The organism is Kocuria salina (genome assembly GCF_013368965.1).
In the GTDB taxonomy this organism is placed as follows: Bacteria; Actinomycetota; Actinomycetes; order Actinomycetales; family Micrococcaceae; genus Kocuria; species Kocuria rosea.
The window spans coordinates 559670-581813 of sequence record NZ_SSSF01000001.1 but is presented as its reverse complement, the minus strand read 5'-3'; the positions used below and the strand labels follow the sequence as shown (position 1 = coordinate 581813).

General features: G+C 72.4%; 18 protein-coding genes and 2 tRNA genes. 9 read left to right on the top strand and 11 right to left on the bottom strand.

The features are described 5' to 3' along the window. Positions 1–20 precede the first annotated feature (20 nt). On the top strand, positions 21–2261 hold the full coding sequence (locus E7Z53_RS02685) for an MMPL family transporter (RefSeq protein ID WP_095650031.1): 2241 nt from the start codon (positions 21–23) through the stop codon (positions 2259–2261). Between the two features lie 41 nt (positions 2262–2302). On the opposite strand, the gene E7Z53_RS02680 is transcribed toward E7Z53_RS02685, so the two are convergent. Then, a complete protein-coding gene (locus tag E7Z53_RS02680; protein WP_241482817.1) occupies positions 2303–3136 on the bottom strand; it encodes a phosphatase PAP2 family protein in 834 nt (277 codons plus the stop codon). A gap of 426 nt (positions 3137–3562) precedes the next feature. Here E7Z53_RS02680 and E7Z53_RS02675 point away from each other — a divergent pair, with 426 nt between their 5' ends. The 4 genes from E7Z53_RS02675 to E7Z53_RS02660 all read left to right on the top strand — a co-directional run bounded on the left by E7Z53_RS02675 (position 3563) and on the right by E7Z53_RS02660 (position 8747). Continuing rightward, the gene (locus tag E7Z53_RS02675) at positions 3563–3895 is read left to right on the top strand and encodes a glutaredoxin domain-containing protein (RefSeq protein WP_176337103.1); all 333 of its coding nucleotides are present in this window, start codon (positions 3563–3565) and stop codon (positions 3893–3895) included. A gap of 104 nt (positions 3896–3999) precedes the next feature. Continuing rightward, positions 4000–5193, top strand: coding sequence for an ROK family transcriptional regulator (locus E7Z53_RS02670; RefSeq protein ID WP_035924339.1), 1194 nt, complete (start codon positions 4000–4002; stop codon positions 5191–5193). A gap of 186 nt (positions 5194–5379) precedes the next feature. Further along, positions 5380–6795, top strand: a complete 1416-nt coding sequence (locus E7Z53_RS02665; protein WP_035924342.1) for a sugar porter family MFS transporter — start codon at positions 5380–5382, stop codon at positions 6793–6795. A gap of 263 nt (positions 6796–7058) precedes the next feature. Beyond that, complete coding sequence (locus E7Z53_RS02660) at positions 7059–8747, top strand: thiamine pyrophosphate-dependent enzyme (RefSeq protein WP_176337102.1); 1689 nt, start codon at positions 7059–7061, stop codon at positions 8745–8747. Between the two features lie 120 nt (positions 8748–8867). On the opposite strand, the gene E7Z53_RS02655 is transcribed toward E7Z53_RS02660, so the two are convergent. Further along, on the bottom strand, positions 8868–10169 hold the full coding sequence (locus E7Z53_RS02655; protein WP_176337101.1) for an MFS transporter: 1302 nt from the start codon (positions 10167–10169) through the stop codon (positions 8868–8870). A gap of 82 nt (positions 10170–10251) precedes the next feature. On the opposite strand from E7Z53_RS02655, the gene E7Z53_RS02650 reads away from it, so the two are divergent. The 3 genes from E7Z53_RS02650 to E7Z53_RS02640 all read left to right on the top strand — a co-directional run bounded on the left by E7Z53_RS02650 (position 10252) and on the right by E7Z53_RS02640 (position 12982). Further along, on the top strand, positions 10252–11097 hold the full coding sequence (locus E7Z53_RS02650) for an MSMEG_6728 family protein (RefSeq protein WP_109268892.1): 846 nt from the start codon (positions 10252–10254) through the stop codon (positions 11095–11097). An 86-nt stretch (positions 11098–11183) separates the two neighbouring features. Beyond that, positions 11184–12185 carry a zinc-binding dehydrogenase gene (locus E7Z53_RS02645; RefSeq protein WP_017835086.1) on the top strand — a complete coding sequence of 334 codons (1002 nt, stop codon included), beginning with the start codon at positions 11184–11186 and terminating at the stop codon, positions 12183–12185. Continuing rightward, positions 12182–12982, top strand: a complete 801-nt coding sequence (locus tag E7Z53_RS02640; RefSeq protein WP_217905336.1) for a GntR family transcriptional regulator — start codon at positions 12182–12184, stop codon at positions 12980–12982. The genes E7Z53_RS02645 and E7Z53_RS02640 overlap by 4 nt, the downstream gene beginning before the upstream one ends. Before the next feature lie 211 nt (positions 12983–13193). Here the strand turns inward: E7Z53_RS02640 and E7Z53_RS20690 are convergent, their stop codons facing one another. From E7Z53_RS20690 to E7Z53_RS02620, 4 genes are all read right to left on the bottom strand, one after another. Continuing rightward, positions 13194–14642, bottom strand: coding sequence for a sensor histidine kinase (locus tag E7Z53_RS20690; RefSeq protein WP_176337100.1), 1449 nt, complete (start codon positions 14640–14642; stop codon positions 13194–13196). Continuing rightward, complete coding sequence (locus tag E7Z53_RS02630; protein WP_017835083.1) at positions 14639–15331, bottom strand: response regulator transcription factor; 693 nt, start codon at positions 15329–15331, stop codon at positions 14639–14641. Before E7Z53_RS02630 ends, E7Z53_RS20690 begins: the two co-directional genes overlap by 4 nt. Positions 15332–15672: 341 nt before the next feature. Continuing rightward, positions 15673–16473 (bottom strand): rhomboid family intramembrane serine protease, encoded by an 801-nt coding sequence (locus tag E7Z53_RS20685; RefSeq protein WP_035924350.1) that lies wholly within the window; start codon positions 16471–16473, stop codon positions 15673–15675. A gap of 162 nt (positions 16474–16635) precedes the next feature. Next, a complete protein-coding gene (locus tag E7Z53_RS02620) occupies positions 16636–17181 on the bottom strand; it encodes a peptidylprolyl isomerase (protein WP_017835081.1) in 546 nt (181 codons plus the stop codon). Between the two features lie 159 nt (positions 17182–17340). Between E7Z53_RS02620 and E7Z53_RS02615 the strand changes: the two genes are divergently transcribed. After that, positions 17341–18213: a hypothetical protein gene (locus E7Z53_RS02615; RefSeq protein ID WP_176337099.1), complete on the top strand. Its 873-nt coding sequence runs from the start codon at positions 17341–17343 to the stop codon at positions 18211–18213. Between the two features lie 143 nt (positions 18214–18356). Here E7Z53_RS02615 and E7Z53_RS02610 read toward each other — a convergent pair. The 5 genes from E7Z53_RS02610 to gyrA form a co-directional block, all read right to left on the bottom strand. Next, positions 18357–18432, bottom strand: a tRNA-Ala gene (locus tag E7Z53_RS02610). 13 nt (positions 18433–18445) lie between these two features. Continuing rightward, positions 18446–18568 carry a hypothetical protein gene (locus tag E7Z53_RS20130; protein ID WP_255219369.1) on the bottom strand — a complete coding sequence of 41 codons (123 nt, stop codon included), beginning with the start codon at positions 18566–18568 and terminating at the stop codon, positions 18446–18448. 33 nt (positions 18569–18601) lie between these two features. Continuing rightward, positions 18602–18675 (bottom strand) — tRNA-Ile (locus E7Z53_RS02605). A gap of 97 nt (positions 18676–18772) precedes the next feature. Then, positions 18773–19387 (bottom strand): DUF3566 domain-containing protein, encoded by a 615-nt coding sequence (locus E7Z53_RS02600; RefSeq protein ID WP_136341121.1) that lies wholly within the window; start codon positions 19385–19387, stop codon positions 18773–18775. Continuing rightward, complete coding sequence (gene gyrA, locus E7Z53_RS02595; protein ID WP_017835077.1) at positions 19384–22089, bottom strand: DNA gyrase subunit A; 2706 nt, start codon at positions 22087–22089, stop codon at positions 19384–19386. The genes E7Z53_RS02600 and gyrA overlap by 4 nt, the downstream gene beginning before the upstream one ends. Positions 22090–22144: the final 55 nt, after the last annotated feature.

The window sequence follows — 22144 nt, the reverse complement described above, 5'->3', positions numbered from 1 at the left end:
CCGCTCGTGAAAGGCACGCCATGACCACCCCGGCCCCCACCGCGTCCCGTCCCGCCCCGTGGGCCGAGGCCCCCGGGTCCCCCGCACCCCCGCGGCGCTCCCGCTGGACCACGCTGCTGCGGATCCTGCTGCCGGCGCTGCTGATCGTCGGGTGGCTCGCGGTGGCCGGCGTGGGCGGGCCGTACTTCGGGAAGATCTCCGAGGTCTCGACCAACGACCAGTCCAGCTTCCTGCCCGAGTCCACCGAGTCCACGCAGGTCACCCGGCTGCTGGGCGAGTTCCGGGACTCGGAGGCGATCCCCGCGATCGTCCTCCTCGCCCGGGAGGGCGGGCTGACCGCCGCCGACCGGGCGTGGGCGGAGGACGCCGCCGCGGCGGTGCAGGAGAGCGGCCTTGCCGAGGGGCAGACCTCGCCGCTGATCCCGTCCGAGGACGGGGAGGCCTTCCAGCTCGTCGTCCCCCTGCCCGACGGCGAGGTCGTCGACGACGTCGAGGCTCTCGCGGAACGGTTCGAGACGGACCGGCCGGAGGGCCTGCAGAGCTACGTGACGGGCCCCGCCGGGTTCACGGCCGATCTCGTGGCCGGTTTCGAGGGCATCGACGGGATCCTGCTGGGCGTGGCGCTGGCCGTGGTGTTCGTGATCCTCCTCGTGGTCTACCGCTCCCCCGTGCTGCCCGTCCTGGTGCTGCTGACCTCGGTCTTCGCCCTCAGCGCCGCCATCCTGGTCGTGTACTGGCTGGCGGCCAACGAGCTCGTGACCATCAGCGGCCAGGTGCAGGGCATCCTGTTCATCCTCGTGGTCGGCGCCGCCACCGACTACTCGCTGCTCTACACGGCCCGGTACCGGGACGCCCTCCTGCACCACCGGGGACGGGCGGACGCGACCCGGGCGGCCCTCAAGGGCTCGGTCGAGCCGATCGTCGCCTCCGGCGCCACCGTCATCGCGGGCCTGCTGTGCCTGTTGCTCTCGGACCTCGCCTCGAACAAGGCGCTGGGCCCGGTGGCCTCCGTCGGCATCGTGATGTCCGTCCTGGCGGCCCTGACCTTCCTGCCCGCGGTCCTCTACGCCACGGGACGGGGGGCCTTCTGGCCGTTCCGGCCCCGCTACGACGCCTCGGGCGCGGAGCGCGTGCGCGTGGTCGAGCACGGGGCCGGCACCCGCCCGACCGTCGAGGGGCGAGGCGTGTGGGCCTCGGTGGCCCGGTTCGTGGCCCGCGCCCCGCGGGCGATCTGGGTGGTGACCACTGTGGTGCTCCTCGCCCTCGCCGGGTTCAGCACCCAGTTCGAGGCCTCGGGCGTGGAGCAGAGCGAGCTCGTGCTCGGCGAGTCCCAGGCGCGGGACGGCCAGGAGGCCCTGGCCCAGCACTTCCCCGGCGGCTCCGGCAGCCCAGCGGTCCTGCTGGTCCCGACCCGTTCCCTGGACGCCGCGGTCGAGGCGGTCGAGGGCACGGAGGGCGTGGCCGGCGTCGTCGCCGTCGCCAACGACTCCCCGTCCGGCACCCTGCCCCTCGGGGAGGACGCCCCGCCCCCGGCCGGGCCCTTCGCCGGGGCCGAGCCGACGGAGGCCGAGGGCCTCTATCAGCTCCAGGCCACGCTGTCCGACGCCGCCGACTCCCCCGAGGCGGAGCAGACCGTCCGGGAGCTGCGCGAGAACCTGCGCGCGGCGGACGCGGAGATCCTCGTGGGCGGCACCACAGCGACGAACATCGACACCAACGAGACCTCGATCGCCGACCGCACGCTGATCATCCCGGTGATCCTCGTGGTCATCACCCTGATCCTCATGCTGCTGCTGCGCTCCGTCCTGGCCCCGGTGCTGCTGATCCTCACCACCGTGGTCTCGTTCTTCACGGCCCTGGGCGTCTCCGCCCTCGTGTTCAACAACGTCCTGGACCTGCCCGGTGCGGACCCCTCGGTCCCGCTCTTCGGCTTCGTCTTCCTCGTGGCGCTGGGCATCGACTACAACATCTTCCTGATGTCCCGGGTGCGGGAGGAGTCGCTGGTGCACGGCACCCGGGCTGGCATCCTCCGGGGTCTCACCCTCACCGGCGGGGTGATCACCTCGGCCGGCATCGTGCTCGCGGCCACGTTCGCGGCGCTGGCCGTCATCCCGATCATGTTCCTGGTGCAGCTGGCGTTCATCGTGGCGTTCGGCGTGCTCCTGGACGCGCTGATCGTCCGGTCGCTGCTGGTGCCGGCCCTGACCTACGACATCGGCCGGGCCATATGGTGGCCCTTCCACCGGCGGATCGAGCCCTGAGACCCGGCGGGGCGCCCGGTGCCACGGCCGCGGGCGGCGTGTCAGGCGGCGTGGTGGTCCGTCCGCCGGGCCACGACCGGCACCCGTGCCGTGTCCGGACGAGCGTCCTCGGCGGGGCTCTCCTCGGCGGCGGGCCCCTGCTCGACGTCGTGCCACGCCGCGTCCTCCTGCTGCCAGCCGAAGCCGTAGGCGAGCGCGGGCACCAGGTGGTTGGCGAGACCGCACCCCACGGCCAGGCCCGCCCAGGCGACGGGGAACGAGGCGAGGACGTCGAGGGGGTAGTGCACGCCCAGGTAGAGCCGGGACAGCCCGACGAGCACGGCCGTGCCCAGGCCCGCGACGAGGACGGCGGAGGCGGACCTCGACCGGCGCATCGCGAGGCAGAACGCCGCCGCGATGGCCAGCGCGGCACCCGCGTGCCCGGAGGGGAAGGACGTGATGCCGTCCACGAGGACGAGGGGTTCCGGGAACGCCGTGCTGTCCGGCCGGGGGCGGCCGACGGCGACCTTCACCATCCCGACCGCGGCCCAGCCGGAGAGCGCCGTGACGGCGAAGCCGGCGGCGTCCCAGGGCCGCCGGCGCGCCAGGGCGAGCCAGGCGGTGAGGGCGGCGATGATCGCGAACGCCCCCGGGGTGGAGAACGCGTGGTGCAGGACGAGCGCCAGCGCGTCCAGGACGCCGAGGCGCGCCGCGTCGAGCCGGTGCAGGACCTCGGTCTCCTGTGCCGCGACTCCCGGGGAGTACACCAGCAGCCGCCCCACGGTCGCCGTGACGAGCACGACGATGAAGGGGACGACCACCCACTGGTGCAGCTGGGGGAGGGACCAGGTGGAGCGGGCCGGCCGGGGGGAAGAGTGCTGCGCCGGAATTGCCATGCCCACCACCATGACACACGCCACGTTCCGGGAGTCCCCGAACGCCCGGCCCGCAAGAGAGTTCGGGAACAATTCCCCGAATCGGTACAGAGAATGACAAATCATGAAGCTTGACCGCAGGAACGGCGCCGGCAGGGCTGCTGTGTGACGCTCCGCATCCTCGGTGTGACGTCAGCAGTGCCATCGACCGGAAAGGGTTGATTTTCGATTACAGGCGTGCGGTTTCACGTGGAACACTGGACATTCGCGAGAGGATCAACGCTAGACGGATGTCCTCGGTGATAGACACCACTATGACGGGCCTCCGCCGACCTCCTGCCAACTTTGCCCCCTGTCCCCTCATCGGGGGACAGCTCTTGACGTGGAACGGTCCGGCTAGACTGGGCCGCCACTCCCACCCCGCCGCCCGACCCGCGAGGAGCCCCCGTGTTCAAGAAGGACAAGTCCCGCAGCCGCCGCCCGGCCGCCTCCCACGCCGAGGCCGTCCAGCACGTGGCGGAGGACGGGGTCGCCATCTACTGGCGGCCCGGGTGCCCGTTCTGCGGCATGCTCGAGCGCGGACTCGGACCGGACGCCGAGCGCGCCATGTGGACCAACATCTGGGAGGACCGGGACGCCCTGGCCTTCGTGGAGTCCCTCAACGACGGCAACGCCACGGTGCCCACGGTGGTGACCCGCGACGAGCACTTCGTCGCGGCCTCCCCCGCCCAGGTCGCCGCCGCCAGAGGGCTGATCGCCGAGGCCGGCAAGGTCCTCTGAGAACAGGCGGGCGGAGCCGCCGGCCCGCCCACCCCTGTCTTCGACCTGTGAACGCTGATTAGGATGACAGTCCTGTTCACGTTCACCGGTGAAAGAGGACGATGATGTCCGAGCCCGCGGGGTCCCCCGTTCCACCCGGTTCGCAGACGTCCCTGCGCAACGCCAACCAGCGCCGGGTGCTCGACGCGGTGCGCCGTGACGGGCACCTGACCCAGGCGCAGATCTCCCGTCGCACCGCACTGGCGCCCTCGACGGTGTCCAGCATCGTCCACCAGCTGATCGGCGCCGGCCTGCTCGTCATGGAGACGGACGGCGCCGGCCGCCGGGGTCAGCGCATCGGCTTCCGGGGCTCCGCCGGCCACGTGGTCGGCATCGACGTGGGACACCGCCACGTCACGGTGGCCGTCGCGGACCTGAACCAGAGGATCCTCGCCCAGCGGCGTCACGAGCTGCCTGCCGAGCACCGCTTCGCCGAGGACCTCGAGCTGGTCGGCCGGACCCTCGACGCCCTCCTCCGGGAGCACGGCACGGCACGGTCCGGGCTGCTCGCCGCGGGCCTCACCCTCCCGGCCCCCGTGGACCTCGAGGGCCGGCTGGTCAGTGCGAGCGCGATCCTCCCGGCGTGGAGCGGGATCGACGTGCGCGAGGAGGCCGGCCGCCGGCTCGGACTGCCCGTCGTCGTCGAGAACGACGCCAACGCGGGCGCCCTGGGCGAGCACGCCTGGGGCGCCGGGCGCGGAGCGCAGCACATGGCCTACCTCAAGATCGGCCACGGCGTGGGCGCCGGTCTGATCCTCAACGGGTCCCTCTTCCGCGGCGCCACCGGGTCCGCCGGGGAGCTCGGCCACACGACCGTGGACGAGCACGGCCGGGTGTGCCGGTGCGGAAACCGCGGGTGCCTCGAGACCTACGTGTCCTCCGGGGACGTCACCGGCCTGCTGAGCACCACGCACGGGCCCGACCTGACCGTGCCCGATCTCGTGGCCGCGGCGCTCGCCGGCGACGTCGGCTGCGGGCGGGTCATCGGCGACACCGGCCGCCTGCTCGGCACGGCGGTGGCCAACCTGTGCAACACCATCAACCCGGAGCTCGTGGTCGTCGGCGGCGAGATCGCCCGGGCCGGCGAGCTGCTGCTCGGCCCGCTGCGCGAGGTCGTCTCCCGCCAGGGGGTCCGCGGCAGCGTGCGGGACCTGCGGATCGAGACCGCCACGCTGGGCATCGAGGCGCACGTGGCGGGCGCGGTGATCCTCGCCCTGCAGCACGCGGAGCTGCCCGTCGGGGCCCTTCCGGCAGGATGACGCGCCGGACGACACCTGTCTTCGACTAATGGACATTCAGCGCACTGAGTTTTAGTGTGGATCGCGTCACACGAACCCTGCGGCGTCGGCGGGTGCGTCCGCCCCGGGGTGCGGCGGACGGCACGTCCCGGGCCCACGCCGTTTCCTCCACCAGCAGCCGATCTCCACCAGCAAGGGAGCTGTCCGATGAGCCAAGACGCCACGACCCCCAGGGTCGCGGAGCACCCGAACACCTCGGCGGTCCTCCGGATCACCATCGTCGCCGCCTTCGGCGGCTTCCTCTTCGGCTACGACTCCGCGGTCATCAACGGCGCGGTCTCGGCCATCCAGGAGGAGTTCGGGGTCGCTCCCGGACCGCTCGGCTTCGCCGTGGCCTCGGCCCTGCTCGGCGCCGCCGCAGGTGCGTTCTTCGGCGGCCGGGTCGCCGACGCCCTGGGCCGCGTCCCGGTGATGAAGATCGCCGCGGTCCTCTTCCTCGTCAGCGCGATCGGCTGCGGTGTGGTGGACAGCTTCGGCTGGCTGATCTTCTGGCGCGTCGTCGGAGGCATCGGCGTGGGTGTCGCCTCCGTCATCGCTCCCGCCTACATCGCCGAGGTCGCCCCGGCTTCCATCCGCGGCCGGCTCGGCTCGCTGCAGCAGATGGGCATCGTGCTCGGCATCTTCATCTCGCTGGCGGTGGACGCCTGGCTCGCCGCCATGGCCGGCGGCTCCACCCAGGAGCTGTGGCTCGGCCTGGAGGCCTGGCGGTGGATGTTCATGGCCGAGGCCATCCCGGCCATCGCCTATCTGATCGGCTCGTTCACGATCCCCGAGTCCCCCCGCTACCTGGTGGAGGACGGTCGCTCCGACGAGGCCGAGGCCGTGCTGGCCAATCTGCAGGGCTCCGCGTCGGCGGCCGAGCGGGTGCGCCTCATCAAGGAGACCCTCCGGATCGAGCACAAGCCCCGGCTGTCCGATCTGAAGGGACGGACGGCCGGTCTCAAGCCGATCGTGTGGGTGGGCATCGGCCTGGCCGCGCTGCAGCAGTTCGTGGGCATCAACGTGATCTTCTACTACTCGAACGTGCTCTGGCAGTCCGTGGGGTTCACCGAGGCCGACTCGTTCACCATCACGGTGATCACGTCCGTGGTCAACGTCGCCGTGACCATCGTGGCGATCGCGCTCGTCGAGAAGGTCGGCCGGCGCCGGCTCCTGCTCATCGGCTCGGCGGGCATGACCCTGTCCCTCGCCACCCTCGCCGTCCTGTTCGCCACGGCCGACGTGGTCGACGGCGCACCGGTGCTCGGCCCCACCGCCGGTCCCCTCGCCCTCGTGGCCGCCAACCTGTTCGTGGTCTTCTTCGGCGTCTCGTGGGGTCCCATGATGTGGGTCCTGCTGGGCGAGATGTTCCCGAACCGGATCCGCGGCGCCGCCCTGGCCGTGGCCGGATTCGTGCAGTGGATCGCCAACTGGCTGGTCACCGTGACCTTCCCGGCCCTGGCGGCCTTCTCCCTGGGCGTCGCGTACGGGCTCTACGCGTTCTTCGGGCTCGTCTCCCTGATCTTCACGATCAAGATGGTCCGCGAGACCACCGGCATCGAGCTCGAGGACATGCAGGACTGAGCACCGCGCAGGATCCACGACGGCGGCGGTGGTCGTCCCCTCCGGGGGAGACCACCGCCGCCGCCGTCGTCGTGCCCGGGCCCGGGAGCGCACAGGGCACCGCGGGCGCTGTGCGTCCTTCTTTACTCCTCCGTGACCGCCAGGACACGGATCGCCGCCCGCATCGGGTATTTTCGGATGAACTGCGCCAGGCCCGGACCCCCGAGCCGGTTCCGGCCTGCCCAGCCCCACCGCTCCATTTTCAACGGCGAAAAGGACCCACGTTGACCCAGACCACTGCGGACCCCGCATCCCCCGCACAGACCACTGCCCGCAAGTCGGCGGGCCACGTCATCGTGGACACGCTCGTGGCGCACGGCGTGCAGCGCACCTACGTGGTGCCCGGCGAGTCCTACCTGGACGTGCTCGACGGTCTGCACCACTCGTCGATCGAGACGGTCGTCTGCCGCCACGAGGGCGGTGCGGCCTACATGGCCGAGGCCGACGGCAAGATGGGCCCCGTCCCGGGCGTGGCCATGGTGACCCGCGGCCCCGGCGCGGCCAACGCCCACGTGGGCCTGCACACCTCGTGGCAGGACTCCACCCCGATGGTGCTGTTCGTGGGCCTGATCCCGTTCGAGCACCGCGACAAGGAGGCGTTCCAGGAGTTCGACCCGCACGCGTGGTTCGACTCCGGGGCTAAGCGCGTGATGGTCCTCGACCACGCCGAGCGGGCCTCCGAGATCGTGGCCGAGGCGATGTTCGCCGCCAACTCCGGCCGCCCCGGCCCCGTGGTCGTGGGTCTGCCCGAGGACATCATCCGGGCCGAGATCGACGCGACCCTGCACCCGCCGATCCCCGTGGCCCACGGCGGGATGACGGTCAACGACTGGAAGGCGCTGCGCGACGCGCTCTCGACCGCGGAGAAGCCCCTGTTCGTGACCGGCGGCAACGACTGGACCGTCGAGGGTGCGGCCGGCCTCACGGACTGGCTCGAGGAGCACCACCTCCCGGCCGCGGCCGAGTGGCGCACCGAGGGCACCGTCCCGTTCGACTCGGACTCCTACGTGGGCCCGATCGGCTACGGCCGCCCGAAGGCGACCTTCGAGATGCTCGAGGAGACCGACCTGCTGGTCTTCGTGGGCACCGTCCCCGGCGACGTCATCACCAACGGGTTCCTGGTCCGCCAGGACTGGGAGAAGAAGAACTTCCTGGTCACCATCGACCCGTCCCTGCGCGGGCGCTCCGGGCCGGTGTCCTACCAGATCGTGGCCAAGCCCGACGTGTTCGTGCGCGACCTCGTGCGCATCGACCTGCCGGCCAAGCCGGCGTGGAAGGAGTGGACCGCCCGGCTGCGGGCGCAGCAGGTCGAGTTCTCCACCCCCGTGTCCACGGAGCCGGCCACGGAGCCGTCCGGAGGCCGGGCCCGGATGGACACCATGATGGCCCACCTCGTGGCGGGTCTGCCCGGCGACGCCATGTGCACCTTCGGCGCCGGGGAGCACACCAACTGGGCGCACCGCTACTTCCCCGCCAAGGGGTACGCGGCGATGATCTCCGCCCGCAACGGCTCCATGGGCTACTCGGTGCCCTCCGCCGTCGCGGCCTCTTTGCGCTACCCCGGCCGGCGGGTGGTGACCATCGCCGGTGACGGCGAGTTCCTGATGAACGGCCAGGAGCTGGCCACCGCCGCCCAGTACGGGGCCACCCCGCTGGTGATCGTGATGGACAACCAGGAGTACGGCACGATCCGCACCCACCAGGAGCGGGACTACCCGGACCGCGTCTCGGGCACCCAGCTCAAGAACCCCGACTTCGCTCTCATGGCCCAGGCCTTCGGCGGGTTCGGGGTGCGCGTGGAGACCGACGCCGAGATCCCCGGCGCGCTGGCGGCCGCCCTGAGGGCGATCGACGAGGAAGGGCAGTTCGCCCTGATCCACCTGATCGTGGAGCAGCGCGTCAAGGCCTACTGACCCGCGGGCCGTCCACCGCTCGTGCGGTGAGCGGGGCGGTGCCGCGTCCGGTCGGGACGCGGCACCGCCCCCGGTCCGCACGTCCCCGTCCCTGCGCCCTGTGGGGTGCAACGGCGGCGCTCAGCCGGCCAGCGAGTGCGCCAGCTCGTCCTCGCGCATCCGCCCGGCCCACAGGGCCACCAGCCCCAGCGCCGGGGTCAGCAGGGCCACGGTCCAGAAGATCACCGGGAGGGGCACCACCTGGGCCACGGGTCCCGCGACCGCCATCGACACCGGCATGAGGGCGATCGAGACGAAGAAGTCGAGGCTCGAGACCCGCCCCAGCATGTGGCGCGGGACCCGGCGCTGCAGGAGAGTGCCCCACAGCACCATGCCCGCGCCGTCCCCGGCGCCCACGAAGGCCAGGCACAGCGCCATGACCCAGAACGAGTCGGTGGTCGCGACGAGACCGAAGGGCAGCGTCCCGAACCCCCACAGCACGATCATCCAGCTGAGGTAGCGCCGCGGCAGGGGCAGCGACGCGACCACCAGGGAGGCCACCGCGCTGGCCCCGCCGTAGCACGCCAGCAGGTAGCCGAACGTGGAGGCGTCCCCGCCCAGCCGGTCCCGGACCAGGAACGGGACGAGGACCTCCAGGGGACCCAGCAGCAGGAAGACCGCGAGCACCGCCCACAGCAGGGTCCACAGCAGCCACGGGGTCCGCACCGTGTAGCTCACGCCCTCCATGAGGTCCTGCCGCACGGACCGGAGGGCGCCCACCGCCTCCCGCGGCGGGGACGGCTCCCCCGCGCCTGGATCCGTGTCCGCGCCGGCGTCCGAATCGGCGTCGTGGCCGGGCACGTGCAGGCGCAGCAGCAGCACGAGCGCGGCGGCGTGGCAGAGCGCGATCAGGGCGAGCGCGCCGCCGGGAGCGACCAGCCCGATGAGCAGACCCGCCACGGCCGGTCCCGCCGCCTGCTGCAGCAGCGGGCGCGCCGTGCCCTCCACCCCGTTGGCCGCGAGCAGCTGCCGGGCGGGCAGGATCCGGGGCAGCGAGGCCGAGTAGGCCGGATAGAAGAAGCCGAGACCCGCGCCGAACACGAACGCCGCCGCGGCGAGGTGCCCCATGCGCAGCCCGTCCGCCAGGGCCAGGACTGCGACCGTCCCCGCCGTCAGGAGGTTGGCGGTCTCGACGAGGCGCAGCACCCGGGCCAGGGGGAAGCGGTCGGCCGCGATCCCGCCCACGAGCACGAAGACGAGCATGCCGAGGGCGCCCACCGCCGTCACGGCCGAGAGGTCCACGGCCGTGCCGTCCAGCTGCAGGACCTGGTGCACGAGGGCCACCGCCCACATCCCGGCGCCGAAGACGCTGCTGAACATCGCGAAGGCGAGCACACGGTACCGGCCGAGCCGGAACGGCTCCAGCGCGCGGGGCAGGGGCATGCCCCCAGTGTCCCCCCGCGCGGGCCCCGGCGCACGGGCCGGTGCGGTGGTGGAGGCCGCGGATCCGTAGGACACTGGGGCGGTGCAGACCTTCCTCCCGTACCCGGACTTCGCCCGCTCGGCCCGCGTCCTCGACCGCAAGCGGCTCGGCAAGCAGCGGGTGGAGACCCTGCAGGTGCTGCGCGCGGCCACCGTGCCGGGCTACGGGTGGTACCGCCACCCGGCCACGGCGATGTGGTCCGGGCACGTGCCCGCACTGGTCGCCTACGGCCGCGCGATGGTCGACGAGTGGACGGCCCGCGGCGGGGCCGACAGCACGGGGTGGCAGATCCGCGAGTTCGCCCCCGAGGCCTGGGACCGCGCCCCCGACGACGACGTGGCGCCGCCGCCGCCCTGGCTGGGCGACGAGGCGTTCCACCGCTCGCACCGGTCGAACCTGCTGCGCAAGGACGAGGAGCTCTACCGCGCGGTCTTCCCCGGCGACCCCGCCGGCCTGGACTACGTGTGGCCCGTGCCCGCGGAGGGCCGCACGCCCCCCGCCGAGCCGCCGCACGGCCGGCGGGCGTGGGTCCTGGCGCCGGGCGCGCACGAGGCGGCGGGCGGCGCCGTCGTCGTGCCCTTCCGCGTCCCGGACGGCGTGCGGGAGAGCCACTGGGTGCAGGCGGTGGCCCGCGTCGAGGAGGAGCTGCGGGAGGGTGAGCCGGTGCTGCTGCTGCACGGGCCGCCCGGCCCGGAGCAGGTCGTGGAGCGGACGGTGCTGGGCGAGAACGTGCACCACGCCGTCGGCGGGTTCTCCCTCGAGCTCGAGCGCGGGGACCGGGTGCTGCGCCGCGACCTGCCCGCACCCGCCCGGCTGCAGTCCCCCCGCCCCGTCTTCGCGGTCCCCGCCGAGGCCGTCGGCGCCGATCCGGGCGCGCCGCGGGTTTAATCCAGCGTCACGCCCGTCCCAGGCACCAAACCGTGGGTAGCATGTCACCCACCGGCGCCCGGCGCGCCCGACCCCAGGAGGCGCGCATGCGAGCATCCCACGTCCCCACCACGGGCACCGTCACGGTCACCGACTGGCCCGATCCGCACGCCCGGGAACCCGGTCAGCTGGTGGTGCGCATGCTGCACGCCTCGATCTGCGGATCCGACCTGCACGCGGCCTTCCACGGGCTGCTCCACGCGGAGGGCCCGCGCCGCCCCGGCTACCCCGGCCACGAAGGGGTCGGCGTGGTGGTCGAGTCCCGCTCGGAGCGCGTCCCGGAGGGCACCCTGGTGCTGACGGTCCCCCAGGGCGAGATGGGCGGGTGCTTCGCGGAGCTCCAGCTGCTGGACGACCTGCACGTCGTGGAGCTGCCCGCCGGCACGGACCCGGGCGACTCCCTGCAGCTGCGGCGGCTCATGATGGCCCAGCAGTACGGCACGTGCCTCTACGCCATGCGCCAGTTCTGGCCCGTGGAGACGCCTGCCCGCCGGGCGCACACGTGCGTGGTGATGGGCGCGGGCTCCGCCGGGCTGTTCTTCGTGGAGGAGGCCCGCCGACTGGGCTTCGCGCACGTCGTCGCCTCCGACCTGGACACGGGCAGGCTCGAGGTCGCCCGCCGGCTGGGCGCCGTCCCCGTGCGGGTGCCGGAGGAGGACCTCGCCGCGGTCGTGGCCGAGGTCACCGGGGGCCGCGGCGCCGACCTCGTCATCGAGGCCGTGGGGCACGACGTGCTGCGCGACCAGGCCGTCGAGCTCGCGGCCGACCGGGGCATCGTCGGCTTCTTCGGCCTGCCGGAGCGGCACGGGCACACCGAGGTCCCGCTGTGGACGGCGTTCCGCAAGAACCTGCGGCTGCAGTGCTCCGTGGCGGCGCAGGCCGAGCCGGGGCTGACGTCCTTCCGCGAGGCCCTGCGGCGGATCTCCGAGGGCGAGATCGACGTGGAGCACTGTCTCGGGCCCGAGTTCCCCCTCGAGCGGATCGCGGAGGCCATGCAGCGGGCCGAGGAGCACCGGCCCGGGGACATCAAGCTGACGATCACCCCGTGACCACCCCACCCCGCTCCGTCACTGGGTCCCCGGCCGGCGACCGTCCCGGGCCGGCGGCCCCCGCGCTGCCGTCCGTCACCGCCACGACCGGGAGCTCGCTCGCCGTGCAGGTGATGGCCGCGGTGCGCCGGGCGATCACGGCGGGCGAGATGGAGCCCGGGCGCCTCTACTCGGTGCAGCAGCTGGCCTCCGCCATGGACGTCTCCCGCAGCCCGGTGCGGGAGGGCCTGCTGCGGCTGGGCGAGGCCGGGCTGATCCGGTTCCACCGCAACCGCGGCTTCGAGATCGTCGAGGTCAGTCCCGACGACGTCGCCGAGATCTTCGCGGTGCGCACCGCCCTGGAGGTCCCGGCCGCCCGCCGGGCCGCACGTCTCGCGGCGCCCGAGGAGCTGGACCGGATCCGGGCCCGGTGGGAGGCGCTGCACGAGGCGGCCGGGACCGGGGACCTCGAGGCCACCGCCGAGGCGGACGAGGGACTGCACCGTGCGCTGCTGCTCGTCGCCGGCAACGCCCAGGCCGTCCAGCTCGTGGAGCGGCTGCGCACCACCACGTCCTTCCTGGGCGTCGTCGCCGCCACGTCGCGGCGGCCCGTCGGGGAGCTCGCGCGCGAGCACGACGCGCTGGTCCGGGCCGTGCTCGCCCGGGACGAGGCGGAGGCGGCACGCGCCATGCGCGAGCATCTCGCCTCCACCGCGCAGCGGCTCGTCGCCCAGGCCCTGCGCGCCCAGCACACGCCCGAGGAGCGCCTCGAGGAGCTCACCGCGCAGGTCTGGGGCGCCGCCGCCGCCGGGTACTGAGAGCCCGGCGGGCGAGCCGCCGCCGGAGGCCGGGGACCCCGGGCGCGGAGCAGTCGAATGCCCCGGTCCGCCGACGGACCGGGGCATTCCGCACGGCTGCCCGGGGGTGCATCCGTGCTCGTCGGAGCGGGGTCGGGGGGCTCCCGCCGACCAGGGAGACGCTAGGCGGCCCGCGTGACGGTGCCGCCAACGGGAGGTGAACGCGAGGTGCTCAGCCCTCGCCGTCCCCGCCCTCCCGCGGGAGACGCACCTGGAAGCGGCACCGGCCCTCCGGGTCCTCGCCCGCGCCGATCGTCCCCCCGTGGGCCGCGACGATCTCCCGGCTGATGGCCAGGCCCAGCCCGGATCCGCCCGTGTCCCGGGTCCGGGAGTCGTCGAGCCGCACGAACCGTTCGAAGACCCGTTCCCGGTCCTCCGGCGCGATGCGGTCGCCGTCGTTGACCACGGTCACGACCGCCTCGTCCCCCTCGGCCGCCAGGGAGACGGCGATCCAGGTGTCCGCGTGCCGCTCCGCGTTGGAGAGCAGGTTGCGGACCACCTGCTGGAGCCGGCTGGCGTCCCCGCGGACCCGCACGGGGTCCACGTGCACGCGCACCTCGTGCCGCGAGGCCGGCCGCATCCGGGCGATCTCCTCCCGGACCACCTCGTCCAGGTCGGTGTCCGCGGTGCGCAGCCGCAGCCCGGCGTCGTCGACCTTGGCGAGGGTCAGGAGGTCCTCCACGAGCTGGCCCATGCGGCGGGACTGGGACCTCAGGACGGGGGCGACCTCGGGCCACGTCGCCCCGGACGGGTCGGAGGCGGCCACCTCGATCGTGGTGGTGAGGGTGGCGAGCGGGCTGCGGAGCTCGTGGGAGGCGTCCGCCACGAACCGCCGCTGTGCCCGGTCGGAGGTCTGCAGCCGGTCCAGCATCCCGTTCATGGTCTCGGCGAGCGCCGCGATCTCGTCCCGGGTGGGGGGCACGTCGACCCGTTCCCCCAGGCGGGCCGTGCCGATGCGCCGGACCTGTCCGGTGATGCGGCGCACCGGGGCCAGGGAGCGGCCGACCAGGAACCACATGAGCGCGGCCCCGAGCAGCGCCAGCACCGGCCCGCCGACCAGCAGGAACAGGGACACGGTCTGGAGGGTGCCCTGCTGCAGCGCCATGGGCACGGCCACGGTGAGGGTCAGAGGCACGCCGTTGATGTACATGCCGTGAGCGACATACACGTGGTCGTCGGTCCTGAGCGCGAGCCCGTCCCCGGTCGCCGCGGAGTCGAAGGACCGCCCCGGCTCCAGGACCGGCACGGACAGGTCCGTGCCCAGCGCGCTGGCGGGGGACGCGGCCACCACCTGTCCGTCGGCGTCCTGGATTTGCACGATGACCCCCGGGCGGCCGAGCCGCAGCATCAGCTCGCCGAGCCCGGCCTGCGTGAACACGGCCGTCTCCCCCGCCGCGCCCCCGGCGCTGCGCGGGCCCCACGGGAGCCCCAGGTCCTGGAGGATCTCCGTCTGCCGGGCCACGGCCTGGTCGTGGGCGGCCCCCACGGCCGCGCGGCTGAGGACCTCGAGCAGCACGGCTCCGGCCACGGCCATCACCAGGAGGATGAGCAGCGCCGCGGCGGCGGTGCTGCGCTCCCGCACCCCCCACCGGTCGAGGAGCCCCCTCCTGGCGGAGGTCACGACGCCGGCGCCCCGGGCTCGTCCGGGACCAGCCGGTAGCCCATGCCGCGGACCGTCTGCAGGGTGGAGAGGCCGAAGGGCGCGTCGATCTTCTTCCGGAGATAGCCCACGTAGACCTCGACGATGTTCTCGGAGCCCTCGAAGCCGGCGTCCCACGCGTTGTCCATGATCTCCAGCTTCGAGACGACCTTCTCCGCGTTCTGCATCAGGTACTGGAGGATGACGTACTCCTTCGCGGTGAGCTCGAGCGCCGTCCCCCGGCGGGTCACGGTCCGGCGGACGGGGTCGAGCTGCAGGGACCCGACCGTGAGCACCACGGGCCGCTCGGGCGCCCCCCGGCGGATGAGGGCGCGCAGCCGCGCCACGAGCACGAGGAAGCTGAAGGGCTTGGTGAGGTAGTCGTCGGCGCCGAGGTCGAAGGCGTCGGTCTGGTCGTACTCGCCGTCCTTGGCGGTGAGCATCAGGACGGGGACCCAGTTCTCGGCGGCGCGCAGCCCCTCGAGCACCGCGTAGCCGTTCCTGCCGGGCAGCATCAGGTCCAGGACCACGACGTCGTAGGGGTTCTCGCCGGCCAGCCACCCCCCGGTGATGCCGTCGTGGGCGACGTCGACGACGAAGCCCTCGTTCGTGAGTCCGCGGCGCAGCGACTCCGCGAGGTCCACCTCGTCCTCCACCAGCAGCACGCGCACGTGTCCTCCCGTTCTCCTCCGTGGGCGCGGCGGGATCCGCACCCCTCCAGTCTTCCGCACGCCGCCTGAGGATCCGATGAGGACGGCATCCCGGCCGGCACGGTCGTGCCCCTTCTCCCCAACCGGTGCACAACGTTGTCCACAGGTGTGGAGAACTGTGTGCACAGCTCGCTCTCCACAGCGTTATTAACAGCTGTGGAAGCCGCCCCGGCCCTGTCCACACCGTTGCTCACAGGTGTGGAATTCCACCGGTGTAACTTGTCGACAGGTGGGGACAACCCCTGTGGAGAACACGGTCGTCCGCCGGCGCGCGAGTGCTCGGGGACGGGCTGCGGCCGGCGTCACCGGCGGCCGCCGGCACCCCGGCGCCGGCGGCTGGCGGCCGTGTAGCCGAAGGCGACGATGGCTCCCGTGACGAGTCCGCCGAGGTGCGCCTGCCAGGCGATGCCGGGGAAGAGGAAGCCGAAGACGACGTTCACGCCGATCAGCACCGCGATGGGGGTGATGGACTGCCCCAGGTGGCGCTGCAGCACGAACAGGGCGCCGAACAGGCCGAAGACGCCCCCGGACGCGCCGACCACGAGGCTGAGCGGATGCGACAGGAGCAGGACGCCCACGGATCCGCCCAGGACGGAGAGCAGGAACAGCAGCAGGAACCGGCCGCGACCCAGCGCCGGCTCGAGCATCCGCCCGAACAGGTAGAGCATGTACATGTTCAGGATCAGGTGCAGCGGACTGGACATCGAGTGCAGGAAACCGCTCGTGAGCATCCGCCACGGCTCGGAGGTCGTGGTCACGGGGGCGTAGGCGAACATCTGCAGCAGGCTCACGCCCGCCGCCTGCACGAGCCACTGCAGCGCGTAGACCACCGCGTTGATGCCGACGAGCCACCAGGTGACGAGCATCGGGGAGCCCTGGGCCGCGCGGCCGCCGAGGCTCGTGCGGACGGCGGGGCGCGAGCGCGTCGCCTCCTGCACGCAGTCGACGCAGTGGACGCCCACCGCGGCCGTGCGCTGGCACTCCGGGCACGTCGGCCGGCCGCACCGCTGGCACCGCACGTACGCCGGCCGGTCGGGGTGGCGCGGGCACACCGGGACGTCTCCCCCGGTGGACGCGCCGTACTGCGGTCGCTCGCCGCTCACTGGGACTCCTCCTGGGCCGCTTCGCTGCGGGCCCGGTTCGCTGGACGGGATGGACTGGGGCGGACGGGACGGCAACGGCGCAGGCCCGTCCGGATCGCTCCGGACGGGCCTGCGCCGCTGGTCCCCGTCCCGGCGGTGCCGGGACGGGGAGACTGCTCGGATCTAGAGCTGCTCGATGTCGATCGAGGTGACCACGCAGTCCTCGACCGGACGGTCCATGCCGCCGGTGCGGACGCTGTTCAGCTCGTCCACGACCTTCCGCGACGCGTCGTCGGCCACCTCGCCGAAGATGGTGTGCTTGCCCTGCAGCCAGGTGGTCGGGGCGGTGGTGATGAAGAACTGGGACCCGTTGGTGCCCTTGCCGTTGCGCTTGCCGGCGTTGGCCATCGCCAGGATGTAGGGCTCGTTGAAGTCGAGCTCGGGGTGGATCTCGTCGTCGAACTCGTAGCCCGGTCCGCCGATGCCCTGGCCCAAGGGGTCCCCGCCCTGGATCATGAAGTCCTTGATGATGCGGTGGAAGACCACGTCCTTGTAGAGGGGACCGGTCTGCTTCTCACCGGTGCGCGGGTCGCTCCACTCCTGGGTGCCGTCCGAGAGGCCGATGAAGTTCTTGACGGTCTTCGGGGCGTGGTTGCCGAACAGGTTCACGACGATGTCGCCGTGGTTCGTGTGGATGGTCGCCTTGGCGGTGGGGATGGCAGAAGTCATGCGCCCATTCTTGCACGGTCCCCGGAGGCCCTTCCCGGTGGGGCAGCGGGGTTCAGCGCACAGTGAAAAGGCCCGGGATTGCGCGGCGCACCCTCCTGCCCCGACGGCTCTGCCCGTATGCTGACAGTGGATTGTCACGACCCGAGGAGGGATGGATTCATGAGCTTCAAGAAGACCAAGAGCGAGAAGAAGGCCGTCGCGGCGCAGAAGGCCGCGGAGAGCAAGGTCCTGGACGCCGGCAAGTGGGCGTCCAAGGAGATCGGCGACCTCGCGCCCCGGCTCCAGCACAGCGTCGAGGCGGGCGCCGCGGCCCTCGCCGGTGGCGTCGCGACCGCCGGCCCAAAGGTCCAGGAGGGTCTGGGCCGCGCCCACGACCTCTCCGGCTCCGCCAAGCTGAAGGCCGCCGCGGTGACCGCCCCGGTCGCGGCCAAGGCCGCGAAGACCGCCGGCCCCGTGGCCGCGAAGGCCGCGGACCGGGCCTCCGAGAGCCGCGCCGCGATGCAGGCGAAGTACGCCGGTGCCGCCGCCCTGCTCGCGGGCAAGTTCGCCGACGCGGACACCCCCGAGCAGCTCGAGGCGATCGTCGCGAAGCTGACCGGTGACAAGAAGGCCGTGGCCAACGCGAAGAAGGCCGCCTCGAAGGTCGCCAAGGACTACGCCAGGCAGCAGAAGAAGGCCGAGAAGTCCCACAAGGGCTTCCTGCTGCTGGGCCTGCTCGTGGCCGGCGGTGCGGCCGGCGTGGCCGCCTGGAAGGCGTCCCGCCCGGTCGAGGACCCCTGGAAGACCCCGGCGGCCACGTCCCCGCGCGTGACCGCCTCCCCGGTGGCCCAGCAGTCCACCGTGGCCGCCGGCACCGGTGTGCAGGTCGACGACGTCAAGGACACGACCACCCCGGCCGGCCAGTCCGGTGGTGTCTCGGACGCCGCCGCCGAGGTCAAGGACAGCGCCAAGACCGTCGGCGAGGACGCCAAGACCACGATCCACGAGGTCAAGGAGCAGATCCAGGGCAAGAAGGACGAGAACGAGGCCTGACCCCCGCCCGTTCGGGCAGAGGCCCCCGCTCCCTGCCGGGAGCGGGGGCCTCTGCCGTTGCGGCGGCGCGCGGTGATGCGCCCGGGGATGCGGCCGGGAACGAGAAGATCCCGACCGAGCGTCTGCTCGATCGGGATCCGATGTGGTGGAGACGAGGGGACTCGAACCCCTAACCCTCTGCTTGCAAAGCAGATGCGCTACCAATTGCGCCACGTCCCCGCGGTGTACCGGGCTACTCCACCTCGTCGGTGGCGTCCGCCCAGGCATTCCTGTCGGCGTCGGCCTCCCGCAGCTTGGTGAGCACCGCGACCGACGCGCCGACCAGGGCGAGAGCCGCAGCCATCTTCCTGTTCACGCCTGCCTCCTGACCTGCGGAAAAGGGAAACCGTGGGCGTACCAGGAATTGAACCTGGGACCTCTTCGTTATCAGCGAAGCGCTCTAACCGTCTGAGCTATACGCCCTCTCACGGCCCTTGCGGACCGAGAAGAAACGATACCGGAGTTGCCGACCCGTGCCAAATCGCCCCGGCCGGGCCGGACTCCCCGGAACCGCGCCGGATCAGTCGTCCGTGAGGGTGAGCCCGATCCCGCCCACGAGTGCCGCCGCGATGTTGTACAGCAGGGCGGCGAGCACCGACAGGGCGGTCAGCAGGATGACGTTGACCACGGAGACGATGGTCGCGAAGATCGCGATCTGCCCCAGGGACAGGAAGTCCTTGATGTTCAGGGCCCCGCCCGCGCCACCCAGCATCCCGAGCAGCTCGTTGATCCCGTCGAACAGGCCCGTGAGGTCCAGGACGATCCACAGCACGACCGCGGCGACCACGGTGATGATCCCCAGCGCGACCGACAGCAGGAACGCGAGCTTGAGCACCGACCAGGTGTCCACCTTCGAGACCACGAGCCGCGCCCGGCGCACCCGCGGCCGCGGGGCCGGGCGGACCAGGCCCTTCGTCGAGCTCGCGGGCCGGGCGCTCTTCGCCGGGCCGGAGCCGGACCGGGTGGCGCTCGGCTTCGCGGGACCCGAACCCGACTTCGCCGGCTTCGGCGCGGTCCGGGCGCTCGTCGAGGGCCTCGCCGTCCCGGACGGCGACCCGTTCCCGGGGCGGGGTGCGGACGCCAGGGGGGAGCGTCCGGACCGGCCGGCGGTGTTGGAGCCGGAACTCGAGCTCATGCGTTACCTCCGTTGTTGTTCGGGTCCAACGCTACTTCATCGTCCGTCGTGTCCCCGGAACCGGGGACCGGACCGAGCTCGTCGGCCTCTCCGTCTGCCTCGCCCGTGTCCAGGACGTCGGCCGTCTCCATCGTCTCGTCGAGCTGGACGTCGACCTCGGCCACGGCCTCGGCGTCGACCTCCTCGGCGATCTCCCGGTCGGCGTTGCGGGCCACCCCGGTGATCGTGTCGCCCTGGGCGGGCTTCGCGAAGATCACGCCCATCGTGTCGCGGCCCTTGGCCGGGACCTCGGAGGCGCCGGTGCGCACGACCTTGCCGGACTCCATGACCACGAGGACCTCGTCCTCCTCGCCCACGATGATCCCGCCGACCAGCCGGCCGCGCTGCTCCGCGAGCTTGGCCACCTTGATGCCGATGCCGCCGCGGCCCTGCACCCGGTACTCCTCCACCTTGGTGCGCTTGGCGTAGCCGCCCTCGGTGACCACGAAGACGTAGGCGTCGTCGGTGACCACGTTGGCGGAGAGCAGCTCGTCGCCGTCCCGGAACTTCATGCCGGTGACCCCGGAGGTCGCCCGCCCCATGGGACGCAGCACCTCGTCGCTCGCGGTGAAGCGCAGGGACATCCCGTTGCGGGAGACCAGGAGCAGGTCGTCCTGCGCGGACGCCAGCTGGGCCGAGACGAGCTCGTCGTCGTCGCGCAGGTTGATCGCGATCACCCCGGCCGTGCGGTTGGTGTCGTAGTCCATCAGCCGGGACTTCTTGATCAGGCCCCTGCGGGTGGCGAGCACCAGGTACGGGGCGTCGCTGTACGAGCGCAGCTCCATGACCTGGGCGATCCGCTCCCCCGGCTGGAAGGCCATCAGGTTCGCCACGTGCTGGCCCTTGGAGTCCCGGCCCGCCTCCAGCAGCTCGTACGCCTTGGTGCGGTAGACCCGGCCCAGGTTCGTGAAGAACAGGATCCAGTTGTGGGTGGTGGTGACGAAGAAGTGCTCCACGACGTCGTCCCCGCGCAGCTGCGCGCCCTTCACGCCCTTGCCGCCGCGCCGCTGGGAGCGGTACTGGTCGGAGCGCGTGCGCTTGACGTATCCGCCGCGGGTGATGGTCACGACCATCTCCTCCTCGGGGATCAGGTCCTCCATCGACATGTCGCCGTCGTAGCCGTACATGATCTCGGAGCGGCGGTCGTCGCCGTAGCGGCCCACGATCTCGTCGAGCTCCGAGGAGATGATGCCGCGCTGGCGCTCCTCCGAGGCGATGATCTCGGTGTACTCGGCGATGAGCCGCTCGAGCTCCGCGTGCCGGTCCTGGATCTTCTGCCGCTCGAGGGCCGCGAGCCGGCGCAGCTGCATGTTGAGGATGGCCTGCGCCTGGTCCTCGTCGATCTGCAGCAGCTCCATGAGCCCGCTGCGGGCGTCGTCGGCCGTCGGGGAGCGGCGGATGAGCGCGATGACCTCGTCGAGGGCGTCGAGCGCCTTGAGCAGACCCCGCAGGATGTGGGCCTCCGCCTCGGCCTGCCGCAGGCGGTACTCGGTGCGGCGGACGATGACGTCCATCTGGTGGGTGACCCAGTGCCGGATGAACGCGTCGAGGCTCAGAGTGCGGGGCACCCCGTCCACGAGCGCGAGCATGTTGGCGGAGAAGTTGTCCTGCAGCTGCGTGTGCTTGTAGAGGTTGTTGAGCACCACCTTGGCCACGGCGTCGCGCTTGAGCACGATCACCAGCCGCTGCCCGGTGCGCCCGGAGGTCTCGTCCCGGATGTCGGCGATGCCGGTGATGCGGCCGTCCTTGACGAGGTCCGCGATCTTCATCGCGAGGTTGTCCGGGTTCGCCTGGTAGGGCAGCTCGGTGACCACCAGGCAGGTGCGGTTGTGGATCTCCTCGACGCTGACCACGGCGCGCATGGAGATCGAGCCGCGGCCGGTGCGGTAGGCGTCCTCGATGCCCTTGTGCCCGAGGATCTGCGCGCCGGTCGGGAAGTCCGGGCCCTTGATCCGCTGCAGCAGCTCCTCGAGCAGCGTCTCGTTGGAGACGTCCGGGTGCTGGAGGTACCACTGCACGCCGTCCGCGACCTCGCGCAGGTTGTGCGGCGGGATGTTGGTGGCCATGCCCACGGCGATGCCGGACGAGCCGTTGACCAGCAGGTTGGGGAACCGGGACGGCAGCACCGACGGCTCCTGGTTCTTGCCGTCGTAGTTGTCCTGGAAGTCGACGGTCTCCTCGTGGATGTCCCGGACCATCTCCATGGCGATGGGCGCCATCTTGGTCTCGGTGTACCGCGGGGCGGCCGCGCCGTCGTTGCCCGGGGAGCCGAAGTTGCCCTGCCCCAGGGCGAGCGGATAGCGCATCACCCAGCCCTGGATCAGCCGCACGAGGGCGTCGTAGATCGCGGAGTCGCCGTGCGGGTGGTACTGGCCCATGACCTCGCCCACCACACGGGCGCACTTGTTGAAGGAGCGGTCGGGGCGGTAGCCGCCGTCGTACATCGCGTACAGCACGCGCCGGTGCACCGGCTTGAGCCCGTCCCGGACGTCCGGCAGGGCGCGGCCCACGATGACAGCCATCGCGTAGTCGAGGTAGGACCGCTGCATCTCGGTCTGCAGGTCCACCTGCTCCACGCGGTCGGTCAGCACGGGGGTGTGCTCGAGGTCGCCGGCGAGGCCGGCGTCCTCCGGGGTCGGTCCGTCCTGGGTCTCGTCACTCATGCGGTCTTTCCGTTCTGTCTGCTCGTCCTCGTGGTCCTGCGCAGGTCCCGTCCCC

Excerpts from the sequence above, each read along its gene's own strand:
- E7Z53_RS02685 (WP_095650031.1), top strand. The coding sequence starts at position 21 with ATGACCACCCCGGCCCCCACCGCGTCCCGTCCCGCCCCGTGGGCCGAG.
- E7Z53_RS02680 (WP_241482817.1), bottom strand. The coding sequence starts at position 3,136 with ATGGCAATTCCGGCGCAGCACTCTTCCCCCCGGCCGGCCCGCTCCACC.
- E7Z53_RS02670 (WP_035924339.1), top strand. The coding sequence starts at position 4,000 with ATGTCCGAGCCCGCGGGGTCCCCCGTTCCACCCGGTTCGCAGACGTCC.
- E7Z53_RS02665 (WP_035924342.1), top strand. The coding sequence starts at position 5,380 with ATGAGCCAAGACGCCACGACCCCCAGGGTCGCGGAGCACCCGAACACC.
- E7Z53_RS02655 (WP_176337101.1), bottom strand. The coding sequence starts at position 10,169 with ATGCCCCTGCCCCGCGCGCTGGAGCCGTTCCGGCTCGGCCGGTACCGT.
- E7Z53_RS02645 (WP_017835086.1), top strand. The coding sequence starts at position 11,184 with ATGCGAGCATCCCACGTCCCCACCACGGGCACCGTCACGGTCACCGAC.
- E7Z53_RS02620 (WP_017835081.1), bottom strand. The coding sequence starts at position 17,181 with ATGACTTCTGCCATCCCCACCGCCAAGGCGACCATCCACACGAACCAC.
- E7Z53_RS02615 (WP_176337099.1), top strand. The coding sequence starts at position 17,341 with ATGAGCTTCAAGAAGACCAAGAGCGAGAAGAAGGCCGTCGCGGCGCAG.
- E7Z53_RS02600 (WP_136341121.1), bottom strand. The coding sequence starts at position 19,387 with ATGAGCTCGAGTTCCGGCTCCAACACCGCCGGCCGGTCCGGACGCTCC.
- gyrA (WP_017835077.1), bottom strand. The coding sequence starts at position 22,089 with ATGAGTGACGAGACCCAGGACGGACCGACCCCGGAGGACGCCGGCCTC.